The organism is Cellulomonas jepli (assembly GCF_047229345.1).
GTDB lineage: Bacteria > Actinomycetota > Actinomycetes > Actinomycetales > Cellulomonadaceae > Cellulomonas_A.
The window spans coordinates 43,643-54,955 of sequence record NZ_JBFTER010000021.1 but is presented as its reverse complement, the minus strand read 5'-3'; the positions used below and the strand labels follow the sequence as shown (position 1 = coordinate 54,955).

Here is an 11,313-nt window from a genome sequence, read left to right as displayed (position 1 = left end):
GTCGAGGCGACCGTGCTCGGGGCCGGCGCGGAGGGCGGTGCCGTGCGCCTCGACGGGGCCGGCGAGCGGGCGTCCGGGCGAGGCGGCCACCGGGCGCCCGACGGCGGGCACCAGCTGAGCCTGCGGCACGCCGAGATGCTCCTGCTGCTCGCGACGCACCCGCGCGGGCTCTCGGTCGACGAGCTCGCGGTCCTGCTGCACCCCGGCGACCTGAGCGACGTGACCGTGCGCGCCGAGATCTCGCGCCTGCGCCGCGTCGTCGGTCCGCTGCTCGGGCCGTCGCGGCCCTACCGGCTGGCCGCCCCGGTGACGACCGACGTGCACGACGTCCGGCGCGCGCTCGCCCGCGGTGACCTGCTGGGTGCCCTCGCGCAGTACGCGGGGCCGGTGCTGCCGCGGTCGGTGGCGCCGGGCGTCGAGCAGCTGCGCGACGAGCTGTGCGCGGAGCTGCGCTCGGCGGTCCTCGCGAGCAGCGACGCCGTCGCCGTCGAGCGCTGGGTCGCGACCGACGAGGGCACCGAGGACTGGCACGCGTGGCAGCACCTCATGTCGTTGTGCACCACCGGGTCGCCGCCGTGGGTGCGGGCGCGCGGGCGGCTCGAGCGGCTCGGCCGGTCCTTCGGGCACGGCGTGCGGCGCCCGGGGCGCTGACCGGCCCGGCGGGCTCGCCCGGCCACCGAGGACCGTGCGGGTACCGCCTCCCGACCGACCCGTGCACAGCTCCTGACCGAGCCACCCACCGCTCTGCGACCGACCCGTCCACCGCGCTGCGACCGAGCCACCCACAGCTCTGCGACTGACCCACCCACAGTGTGGACGGCTGCAACGCCCCTGCAACGTCGCGCTCCCTACGGTGAGCGCACTCCCGGAAGGGGTCGCACCGCGGGAGGGGCGTGGTGCGGACCAGCCCGGGAGGCCAGACCTGGCACGGGGGACCGAGCAGGGGGTCGTGCGCCGGGGTGGAGCCATGGGGGGCTCCACCCCGGCGGACGACGGCGCCGGTCCCGTCCCGCCGGCCGACCGGCCCCGATCTCGTGCTCGCGGCCCGTGGACGACGGCGCCGGCCTCCCCCGGGCGATCCGGTACGGATCCGCCGCCCGCGCCCTGGCGGCGTGCACCACGCCGAGACCGTCCGCCCCGCGCCGAGACCCCTCCGCCCCGCGCGGAGACCCTCCGCCCCGCGCCGGGACCCTCCGCCCCGCGCCCGGCGACAAGATCCGGACAACGTCCGCGCACCGCGCGCCGACCCCGCGGATGCACGAGCGGCCGCGCGCGCCCGGTCGCTACCGTGCGTCGCATGACGACTCCCCTCGAGCCCGACACCAAGGACTGGACCTGGGTCCTCGACCGCGCGTGCCCGGAGTGCGGCTTCCTCGCCTCCGACGTCGACCCGGCCGCGATCCCCGCGGCGCTGCGCGCGTCCGTCCCCCGCTGGACCGAGGCCCTCGCACGGACCGACGCCCGCGAGCGCCCCGACGCGTCGACGTGGTCGGTGCTCGAGTACGGCGCGCACACGCGGGACGTGCACCGCATCTTCGGTGAGCGGCTGCGGCTGATCCTCGAGGAGGACGACCCGCAGTTCCCCGACTGGGACCAGGACGCCACCGCGGTCGAGGAGCGCTACGACCTGCAGGACCCGGCGGTCGTCGCCGTCGAGCTCGCGCGGGCCGCGGAGGAGGCGGCGGAGCGCTTCGCGGGCGTCCCCGACGACGCGTGGGAGCGGCCCGGCCGGCGCTCGAACGGGTCGGCGTTCACCGCCCGGACGCTCGGTGCGTACTACCTGCACGACGTCGTGCACCACCTGCACGACGTGCACGCCTGACCCTGTCGCTCACGCACGCGGCGTCGCACCGGACGGGTGCGGCGCCGCGTGTCCGTTTCTGCCCACAAGCTGTATCCACACCCGTGTGCACAGGATGCGGGTTGTGCCTCACCCTGTGGACCTCCCTGTGGACGCAGCCTGTGGACAGGCGGCCCCGTGCAAGCGAGCGGGTGCCCCCGGTCGGGCCGTGCGGTGAGACCTGCGTGAGAACGGCGGCGAGTCCGGCCGGACCCGCCGGACCTCTCACTCGCGGGAAACATGACGGCAGCATGGGGCCGCTACCGTCCGCGGCCATGAGCACGCTGCCGCTCGCTGTGGACGGCCACCACGTCCTCGCCGTCCCCGACACGACCGACCTGCTGACCCTCGCGGCGGCCTGGTTCGCGCAGGCGGACTGGCTCACCGCCCCCGTCACGGCGTCGCAGGCGCGGTCCCGCGCACGGCCGATGTCGGGCGCCCGCTTCCGCGGGATGGTCGCCGACCCCGAGCCGCAGCCGGGCGAGCTCCGGCTCACCTGGGAGGTGTCCGCGCGGGGGCCCTACCCGCTCGCCGCCGACGCGGCGCACGCGCTCGGGCTGCCTGCGCGGAGCTACGACCTGTACGCGGTCGTGCCGGGCGACGACCCCTCCCGGCCGGTCACGGACCCCGGGGTGCTCGCGTGGATGAGCGCGGCCGCGCGGCGCTCGGCGGGCGCGATCCTGCCCGCCGACCGCACGCACCCCGTGGTCCCGGACCCGCGGTCGAGCGTGGACCTGACCCTGTGGTCGGCGGTCGCGCTCGCCCCGGAGGCCGCCGTCCCGCTCGTGCGGCCCCTGCTGAGCGGCTCGCGGGTCGTCGTGAGCGCCGGGCTGCCCCCGCAGCCGGGCGACTCGCGCGGGGACGACGGCCCGGGCTCGGCGACGGCGCCGGCCCCGTACGAGCTCGTGGCGACGTACTCCTACGACGGCGAGGTGCGGCTGCGCTTCGCGCGGTCCAGCGAGGTGCCCGTCGTGCTGACCGCGCTCGACTGGCGCGAGTACGGGCCGTTCGCCTACCGGGTCTCGTGGCTGCCGCCCGAGGAGGCCGAGTACCGCGGCGACTCGGTGACGCCGCTGCACGCGATCGCCCGCGCGCGGATCGCGCCGTACGTGGCCCGCGCGGTGGCGGCGCTCGCGCGGGCGGCGGGCGGCGCGGTGGTCGACAGCGACGGGTACCTCGTCGACGACGCGGAGCTCACGGCCCGGGCAGCGAGCACGTCGCGCTGACCCCGCGCGTCGTCCACAGATGTTGTCCACAGGGCTGTGGTCGACGCGTGATCGCGCTCCTCAGCCTGTGGACAAGACTGTGGACCGCAAGCCACCCGATTTGCCCCTTGAGCGTGCGGTGCCCGATCCGATACGGCCCCCGGCGGTCGTCCGGACGACCCGGGGCGCGGTCCCGCGCGGGGTCCGCGGCGTCACGGGAGCGGAGGAGAGCCCGCCGGGACCAGGTCGACGGAGACCGTGAGCCGTGACCCGGACCCCTCGGTGAAGATGACCCCGCGCAGCGGCGGGACGTCGGCGTAGTCGCGTCCCCAGCCGAGCACGACGTAGCGGTCGTCGATGAACTTGTCGTTGGTGGGGTCGACCTCGACCCAGCCGGCCCCCGGGACCCACGCGGAGACCCACGCGTGCGAGGCGTCGGCGCCGCGGAGCTTCTCCCGGCCGGGCGCCGGCATCGTCTCGAGGTAGCCGCTCGCGTACCGCGCGGGCAGCCCGTGCAGGCGCAGCGCGGCGACCATGAGGTGCGCGAAGTCCTGGCACACCCCGGTGCGCTGCGCGAGGAGCTGGGCCTGTGTCGTGCCGACGGTCGTCGAGCCGGAGCGGTAGGTCAGCTCGGTGCGGATGCGGTGCGCGAGGTCGGCGAGGAGCTCGGCGACGCCGCGCCCGGGCGTGAACGACGGCGCCGCCCACGCCCGCACCTCGTCGGTCAGCGCCACGTGCCGGGACGGGAGCAGCGCCTCCCGCAGGGCCACGAGCCCGATGCCGTCGGTCGCCGCGGCGCTCGGGTCGACGGGGTCGTCCGGCGCGTCCGGCTCGTCCGGGAGGTCGGCGACGTCGTCGTGCACCACGCCGTCCCAGACCTCGTCGTCGGGCCGCGCGGCGCCGTCGAGCCCGCGCCCGGTCCGCACGGCGTCGGCGACGTCCTCCCACGCGACGACGGGCAGCCCCGCGACGGTCGCCGCCTCGCGCGCGACCGTCACGGTCGAGCGCGACGTCACGACGAGCCGCCGGTGCTCGTCGGTGACCGCGAAGTACGTCGACCGGTTCCCGAAGTAGTCGACGTGCGCGGCGGTGTCCGCGGGCGGGGGCTGGATGTCGAGCGTCGAGGTGTGGCACTGCTGGTCGGGCAGGTCCCGCGGCGTGAGGACGGTGCGGCCGTACGACGTGGTCACCGGGTGGTCGTAGGCGTACGTCGTGCGGTGCACCAGGTCGTAGGTGCGCCCGGTCGCGGGCGTGCCCGTGGCGGTCATGCGCCCTCCCCGGCGTCGCCGGACGGCCGCGGTGCGCCCGCCTCCAGCGCCTCGTCGGACCCCGCGCCGCCGGACCGGGTCCCGCCGCCGCGCACCCCCGCGTCCGGCTCACCGTCCGCGTCGTCCGCGTGCGCGTTCTCCGCGCCCCACGCGTCGTCGAGCGACCGGCTCGGCGCCGGGTGCACGAAGTGCACGCGGGCGATCTCGTCGCCGACCGCGCGCAGGCGCCAGCGCATCGAGTCGAGCACCTCCGCCAGGCGGTCGCGGTGCCCCTCCTCGGAGACGGCCGCCGCGACCGTCGCGGTGTCGAGCTCGGTGAGCAGGTCCGCGAGGTCCTGCAGCAGGCGGTCGCGCGTCTCGGGGGAGCGGACGTGCCCCGCCGGGCCGACCGGCACCGGGACGCCCGCGAGGTCCTCGCGGAGCCGGTCGAGCTGGTAGCCGAGCGAGCGGGGGTTCGTGCGGTCGAGCAGCAGCAGGTCGAGCACCGTCGCGACCGTCGCGCCGGCCTGGTTGCGGCGCCGGTACGTGATGACCGACTCGTGCTGGATGAGCAGCGACTCGAGCACAAGCGAGTCGACGTCCTCGGAGCGCTGCGTGGTGAGCGTCGCGGCGAGCGTGTCGACGAGGAACTGCGCCCGCTCGAGCCGCCGGCCGCCGTCGAGGAACCGCCAGCCGAGGTCGCGCACCATGCTCTCGGCGCCGATCCCGGCGACCGCGAGCAGCGCCTCGAGCAGGCGGTCGAGCACGGGGCGCATCCCGACCGTCTCGGCCGGGCCGGTGCGCCGGCCGGAGGCGGTCCCGGCGGAGCGCGCGTCGTCGAGCCGGTCGCGGGCCGTGACGAGCCGGCGCTCGTCCGCCAGCGCCCGGTCGAGGCTCGCGAGCGGGAGCCACGTGTCGTTCGAGAGCTGGTCGCGGACCGCGGCGGACGCCTCCGCGAGCCGGCGGACGGCGCTCGCGACCGACCCGGGCCGCGCGCGGTCGAGCAGCAGCGCGCGCAGGTCCGTCCCCGTCCCGTCCGTGCCCCACGACGCGGGCTCGTCCGCACCGACGGCCGCGAGCAGCGCGGCGAGCGCGCGGCCGCCCGCCGAGCGCGGGGAGCGGTGGTAGTCGTCCCAGCGGTCGACGACCGCGCGGAGCACCCGCACCTCGTCGCCCGCCCGCTCGGCGTAGCGGCCCATCCAGAACATGTTCTCCGCGGTGCGCGGGGAGATGCCGGTGAGGACGCGCTGGGCGGGCTGCTCGGCGTGCACCCAGGGGTCGCGCACCGCGTCGGGCTCGGAGGACAGGACCCACACGTCCTTGGCGAACGCGCGCGGGCCGGCGCCGGGGCGGGTGCCCGGACGGGCGTCGTCCCTGGCCGGGTCCTCGTCGGCGTCGTCGAGGAAGACGCGCGCGAGCCCGCCGCTCATGACCTGGTACGAGCCGCGCCGCGCGACCGCGAACGTGCGGAGCACCGCGGCCGTCGGGCCCGGGGCGTCGGCCGCGGCCCGCCCGGGCACGGGGACGCCCGCGACGGGCTCCTGGCCGACCCACGAGAGCGGGTCGGCGGCGATCCGCGCCCCGAGCTCCTCGCGCTCGCGCGCGCTCAGCGTCCAGCCGTGCACGGCGCCCGAGCGCAGCCCGCGGTACGTCGGGGCGAGCACGAGCTCGTCGAGGTGCGCGAGGACGTGCCGGAGCGCGGCCGGGTCACCGCACCAGAACGTCTCCGGGGCCTGCAGCGCGAGGTCGGCGCCGAGCACGGTGCGCGCGAGCCGCGGCAGGTAGGCGTGCAGCGCGGGGTTCTCGAGCACCGAGCTGCCGAGCGGGTTCACCACGCTGACCGTCCCCGCCCGGAGCGCGCGCACGAGCCCGGGGACGCCGAGCCGCGAGTCGGACCGCAGCTCGAGCGGGTCGCAGAAGTCGGCGTCGACGCGGCGCAGGACCACGTCGACCGGCTCGAGCTCGTCGAGCCCGCGCATCCAGACCCGCCCCTCCCGCACGACGAGGTCGCTGCCCTCGACGAGCGGGAGCCCGAGCATCGAGGACAGGTACGCCTGGTCGAACGCGGTCTCGCTCTGCGGCCCCGCGGTGAGCAGCACGATCCGGGGCGACTCGGTGCCGGGCGGCGCGACCTGCGCGAGGGCGAGCCGCAGCGCGTGGAAGAACGGGCCGATGCGCTGGATCGACGCCTGCCGGTAGACCCCTGCGAGCACCTGGGCGACGACGCGGCGGTCCTCCATCGCGTAGCCGGCGCCCGACGGCGCCTGCGTCCGGTCGGCGACGACGGTCCAGGAGCCCGACGCGTCGCGCGTGACGTCGGTCGCGGTGAGCACGAGCTCGTGCGGCCCGGGCAGGCGCAGCCCGTGCACCGCGCGCAGGTAGCCGGGGTGCGCGAGCACGAGCTCGGGCGGCAGGAGCGCGTCGCCCAGCAGCCGCCGGGGGCCGTAGACGTCCTGCAGGACGGCGTCGAGGAGCTCGGTGCGCTGCACGAGCGCACGGTCGAGGGCCGACCACTCCTGCTCGTCGACGATCACGGGGACCGGGTCGAGCCGCCAGCTCTGCGGCTCGGCGTCGGCCGCGTCGGGCTCCCCGGAGGGTGCCGGCGCCGTGCCGCCGTCCGCGCGCACCGGGGGAGTGCCGCCGTAGGTCACGCCGTGGTCGGCGAGCAGGCGGTCCGTCGCGTCGCGGTACCGGGCGAGGTCCGACCCGGTCGGGGCGTCCGCGGTGTCGGGCAGCCACGACCAGTCGGGGCTGCGGGCGTCGTCGGGCCGGTCGGGCGACCCGGGCGCGGGCGCGCGCACGGACGACAGCAGGTCGGTCATGCGCTGCTGCCTCCCGGTGCGTGGGCGCGCCTCGACGGTCGAGGGGCTACCCCATCATGTCCCGGGCGCGCGGCGCACGGTGGGTCGGGTCACCCGCCGAGCGCGCCGGAGGTGCCCATGGCGCCCCGGGGGCCGGGTCCGGGCCTCGGCGGCCAGGAGCGAGGACGGGTCCGCGGGGCTGTCGCGGAGTCGCCGCCGCGACATCGGGCCGGTCGAGCCGAGGTGGCGCGGAGTTAGTGAACCATGGTTCACTAACTCCGTGAACCGCCCCAGGACTGTCTCCGACGAGGAGTTGCTCGACCGGATCGACGCCGTGGTGTCCCAGCGCGCGGAGCACAAGCCGTGGGGCCTGCAGGACGTCGCACCCCACGTCGGCATGAGCGCCGCGGGCCTCGTCCGGCGCTTCGGCTCGAAGGAGCAGCTCCTGCTCGCGCTCGCGCGTCGCTGGATCGCGCTCGTGCCGGACGGCCCCCGCGGCAGCGGCCGGCCGGTCGACGAGCTCCGCGCCTACGTCCAGGAGAACTTCGACGCCCCCTCGCCGTCCGCGGCGGTCTTCGCGCTGGGCGAGCTCATGGGCGACCTCTGGTCCCCGGCCTCCGCCGAGCTGCTCCGCGAGGGCTGGCAGAAGCAGCTGCGCTACCTCGAGCTCCTCCTCGGCGCCGTCCCGCTCGCCCCGCGGGTCGACGTGCACGCGGCGGCGCTCACGCTGCTCGACTCCCTGCACGGGGCCCTGTACCGCCGGGCCGTCTCGCTCGAGCCGACCCCACCCGACCGCATCCTCGACACCCTCCTGGAGACCTGGACATGACCACCGACCGTGCCTGGACCGGCTGCGTCTTCATCGGCGTCAGCCTCGACGGCTACATCGCCAAGCCCGACGGCGACCTCGCCTGGCTCACCGACCCCGCCCCGCGCGAGCACGTCGCCGGCGCCGCCGACCGGCCGGCGCTCGTGTGGGAGACGTTCTACCCGGGCATCGACGCGCTCGTGATGGGCCGCGCGACCTACGAGACGGCCGTCGGCTTCGACGAGTGGCCCTACGGCGGCAAGGACGTCGTCGTCCTCAGCACGACGCTCTCCGCCGACGACGACCGCGTGCGCGTCGCACGGTCGCTCGACGAGACCCGGGAGCTGCTGGCCGGGCTCGGCGCCACCCGCGTGTACGTCGACGGCGGGCGCACCGTGCAGTCGTTCCTCTCGGCGGGGCTCGTCGACGAGCTCACGGTCGCGATCGCGCCGGTCCTGCTCGGGCGCGGGGCGCGACTCTTCGGGGAGCTCGACCACGACGTCCTGCTCACGCTCCAGGGGAGCCACGCGACGGCCGAGGACGGCCTCGTCCGCGTCACCTACGCGGTCACCGGGCGCTAGCGGGGGCGCACGGCGGGCGTCCTCGTGCGCGGCCGGGACCGCCGTCGCATCCTGGGACGGAGCGGCGGACCGGCGTCGCACCGTCACGAGGAGGTCCGGTGCCCAAGACCCTCAAGAACGCGGCCGTGGCCGCGTCGAGCAGCTGGACCGACCCCGACGGCGTCCGGCTGCCGGCGGGCGAGGTGCACGCCTGGGAGCGCGGGACCAACCAGACCGTGTGCGGGCTCCCGCTGCACCGTTCCGCGCTCGGGCGCTTCTCCCACGTCACCTGGGCGGACGTGCAGCCCGCGACCGGGCGCGACGCCGACGAGGTCGCGCGCGTGTGCCCGCGGTGCGCGGCGGGCATGGGGGCGCGTCGCGACGAGCGCCCCTGGACCCGCGTGAACCCGCGGCCGTGAACGCGGCGAAGGGGCCCGAGCGGCCCGGGGCCGAGCACTGGGTCCCGCCCGACGCGGACGTCGACGCGCTGCGCGACGCGGCGCCGGGCTGCCGTGGGTGCGAGCTGTGGGCCGACGCCACGCAGGTCGTCGTCTCGGCCGGCGGGCCCCGGGCGCGGCTCGTGCTCGTCGGGGAGCAGCCCGGCGACCAGGAGGACCGCGCGGGCGAGCCGTTCGTCGGGCCCGCGGGCCGGGTGCTCGACGACGCGCTCGCCGCCGCCGGCATCGACCGGGCCGACGTCTACGTGACGAACGCGGTCAAGCACTTCCGGTTCACCGTGCCCGAGCGCGGCACCCGTCGCCTGCACAAGAAGCCGGGCGTCCCGCACGTCGACGCGTGCCGGCCGTGGCTGACCGCCGAGCTCGCCGCCGTCCGGCCCGAGGTCGTGGTGTGCCTCGGCGCGACCGCGGCCCGCTCGGTCCTCGGCGAGGACGTCGCGGTGTCCGGGGTGCGGGGGCGCGTGCTCGACGCGGTGCCCGTCGTCGGGCCGCCGGACGCGCCACCGCGCGTGCTCGTCACGACGCACCCGTCGGCCGTGCTCCGGCTGCGCGGGCGCGAGGGGTGGGACGAGGCGTTCGCCGCACTCGTGGCGGACCTGCGGGTCGCCGCCGAGGCGGTCACAGGGGCGCGCTGAGCGACCGCCCGGCGCCGGGGGCCCGGCCTGGGGGCTGCCCGATGCTCGGTGGGCCGGGCCGGGCCGGGTCGCGTCTCGTCGGCGACGCGTTCGTGCCTGAGGAATGGCGCAGCGCGCTCGGGATCGTCCGACTCTCGCGGCGCGACGGCTACGGGTGCGCCGCCCCGGTCCCCCGCTGCTCGGCCTCCCGCTCGTCCCGCTGAGCCCGCGCCGCGCGCCGCTCGGCCTCGGTCGGCACGAGCGACAGCCCGAGCCGGCGCAGGCGGCGTCGCTCGGAGAGCCCCACGGCGGCCCCGGTCACCACGGCCGCGAGCCCGCACCACCAGAAGCCGTCGGTGTCGAGGTGCCGCGTGAACGCCATGCCGCCGACCGCGACGACGAGGACCCCGAGGCACGCCTTCCCGAAGGCGGTCATGTCGCTGACGCGCCGCCCCGGCGGCTCCTCACCGGGCCGCCACGCCCGGTCCTGCTCGGCGCTCCGTTGGACCAGCCACCGCGTCCCGATCGCGACGACGGAGAGCACCACCCCGATGACGACCACCGGCCAGCTGGCCTCGCTCATGCCGCACCCCGTCCTGCCGTGCCGTCCCCGTGGGACGACCCTGGCGCAGGTCGGCGCCGGCTGCCAGCGCAGGGAGCAGCGGGGAAATGCCGTCGTCGGGCGTGCACCCGGCCGGGCACACTGCCCGGGATGCTGCCGCTCCGCGAGATCCACGCCCTGTCCGAGACGGTCGACGCGGAGTGGTGCTCGCCCGTGGCCGACACCGCTGCCGCCGCGTGGGGTCACCCGCCGCGGGCCGCGCGGTGGTGGCGGTCGAGCGCGAGCCACGTGTTCGTCCTGCCCGGCACCCCGACCACCGCCCGTGCGTACCTGCGCCTCACGCCCGCGGAGCGGACGTCCGTGGAGCGTGTGCGGACGATCGCCCAGCTGACGACCGTCGTGGCCGGGCGCGGCGTGCGTGCGGCCGTGCCGCTGCCCTCGACCCGCGGGGCGCTCGTCGAGGCCGTCGACACGGCGCTCGGCGCGATGCTCGTGACCTGCGTGGCTGCTGCGCCCGGGGAGCCGGTCGACCTCGCCGGGCTGACCCTGGAGCGCGCCCGCGCGTGGGGTAGTGCCCTCGCCGCCCTGCACGCCGCAGCGGCGGACGCGTCCGCCGCTGCGGGGCTCCCGTCGTTGCTCGAGCAGGTGGACCACGCCGTCACGGCACTGGGCACCGACCGGGTGGCCGTCGCGGCCGCGGGCGCCGTCCGGGCGGAGCTCGCCGCGCTGCCGCGGGCCGGCGGAGGGTACGGCCTGGTGCACGGCGACCTCGAGCTCGACAACCTCGCCTGGGAGGGCGACGTGCCGACGTCGTTCGACTACGACGAGGCCGCGTGGTCCTGGTATGCCGCCGACCTCGCGCACGCCGTGCGGGACCTCGTCGAGCGCGGCCGCCCACGACCGGGGACGGCACCGCTCCTCGACGCCGTCGTCGACGGCTACCTGCGCGTGCGTCCCGCGCTCGAGGCGGACCTGCCGCTGCTGCCGCTGTTCGCGCGCGCGCACGCCGCGGTCGGCCTCGCCGAGGTGCGGACCGCGCTCACGGGGGCCGAGCCGCTCGACGAGGCGGTGCTGCCGGAGCTCCGACGCGATCTCGCGACTCTCGCCGCCCGCCACCGCAGCGAGCTGCTCGGCGCCCGGACGGCGTGACCCACGGTCACCTGCCGCCGCGCCGGTGCCGCGCCGTGCGCCCCGACCGAGGCTGCGCCCCCGGGCTCA

General features: G+C 77.3%; 10 protein-coding genes and 1 pseudogene. 8 read left to right on the top strand and 3 right to left on the bottom strand.

Features of this window, described 5'->3' with window-relative positions; translation table 11 throughout:
* The 3 genes and pseudogenes from AB6N24_RS07390 to AB6N24_RS07380 form a co-directional block, all read left to right on the top strand.
* Positions 1-651: pseudogene (locus AB6N24_RS07390) on the top strand (transcriptional regulator); the annotation flags it as partial.
* Positions 652-1,297: 646 nt separating this feature from the next.
* On the top strand, positions 1,298-1,822 hold the full coding sequence (locus AB6N24_RS07385; RefSeq protein ID WP_412868767.1) for a DinB family protein: 525 nt from the start codon (positions 1,298-1,300) through the stop codon (positions 1,820-1,822).
* Positions 1,823-2,115: 293 nt separating this feature from the next.
* Positions 2,116-3,066, top strand: a complete 951-nt coding sequence (locus AB6N24_RS07380; protein WP_412868766.1) for a hypothetical protein — start codon at positions 2,116-2,118, stop codon at positions 3,064-3,066.
* Positions 3,067-3,257: 191 nt separating this feature from the next.
* On the opposite strand, the gene AB6N24_RS07375 is transcribed toward AB6N24_RS07380, so the two are convergent.
* Together AB6N24_RS07375 and AB6N24_RS07370 are read right to left on the bottom strand one after the other, a co-directional pair.
* The gene (locus AB6N24_RS07375) at positions 3,258-4,313 is read right to left on the bottom strand and encodes a transglutaminase family protein (protein WP_412868765.1); all 1,056 of its coding nucleotides are present in this window, start codon (positions 4,311-4,313) and stop codon (positions 3,258-3,260) included.
* Positions 4,310-7,114 carry a circularly permuted type 2 ATP-grasp protein gene (locus AB6N24_RS07370; protein ID WP_412868764.1) on the bottom strand — a complete coding sequence of 935 codons (2,805 nt, stop codon included), beginning with the start codon at positions 7,112-7,114 and terminating at the stop codon, positions 4,310-4,312. The genes AB6N24_RS07375 and AB6N24_RS07370 overlap by 4 nt, the downstream gene beginning before the upstream one ends.
* Before the next feature lie 259 nt (positions 7,115-7,373).
* Here AB6N24_RS07370 and AB6N24_RS07365 point away from each other — a divergent pair, with 259 nt between their 5' ends.
* From AB6N24_RS07365 to AB6N24_RS07350, 4 genes are all read left to right on the top strand, one after another.
* Positions 7,374-7,922: a TetR/AcrR family transcriptional regulator gene (locus AB6N24_RS07365; RefSeq protein WP_412868763.1), complete on the top strand. Its 549-nt coding sequence runs from the start codon at positions 7,374-7,376 to the stop codon at positions 7,920-7,922.
* Positions 7,919-8,482 (top strand): dihydrofolate reductase family protein, encoded by a 564-nt coding sequence (locus tag AB6N24_RS07360; protein ID WP_412868762.1) that lies wholly within the window; start codon positions 7,919-7,921, stop codon positions 8,480-8,482. Before AB6N24_RS07365 ends, AB6N24_RS07360 begins: the two co-directional genes overlap by 4 nt.
* Before the next feature lie 98 nt (positions 8,483-8,580).
* The gene (locus tag AB6N24_RS07355) at positions 8,581-8,880 is read left to right on the top strand and encodes a hypothetical protein (protein ID WP_183296238.1); all 300 of its coding nucleotides are present in this window, start codon (positions 8,581-8,583) and stop codon (positions 8,878-8,880) included.
* Positions 8,877-9,554: a UdgX family uracil-DNA binding protein gene (locus tag AB6N24_RS07350; RefSeq protein WP_412868761.1), complete on the top strand. Its 678-nt coding sequence runs from the start codon at positions 8,877-8,879 to the stop codon at positions 9,552-9,554. Before AB6N24_RS07355 ends, AB6N24_RS07350 begins: the two co-directional genes overlap by 4 nt.
* 148 nt (positions 9,555-9,702) lie before the next feature.
* Here the strand turns inward: AB6N24_RS07350 and AB6N24_RS07345 are convergent, their stop codons facing one another.
* Positions 9,703-10,116, bottom strand: coding sequence for a hypothetical protein (locus tag AB6N24_RS07345; RefSeq protein ID WP_412868760.1), 414 nt, complete (start codon positions 10,114-10,116; stop codon positions 9,703-9,705).
* Between the two features lie 129 nt (positions 10,117-10,245).
* On the opposite strand from AB6N24_RS07345, the gene AB6N24_RS07340 reads away from it, so the two are divergent.
* Positions 10,246-11,244: a phosphotransferase enzyme family protein gene (locus tag AB6N24_RS07340; RefSeq protein ID WP_412868759.1), complete on the top strand. Its 999-nt coding sequence runs from the start codon at positions 10,246-10,248 to the stop codon at positions 11,242-11,244.
* Positions 11,245-11,313 lie beyond the last annotated feature (69 nt).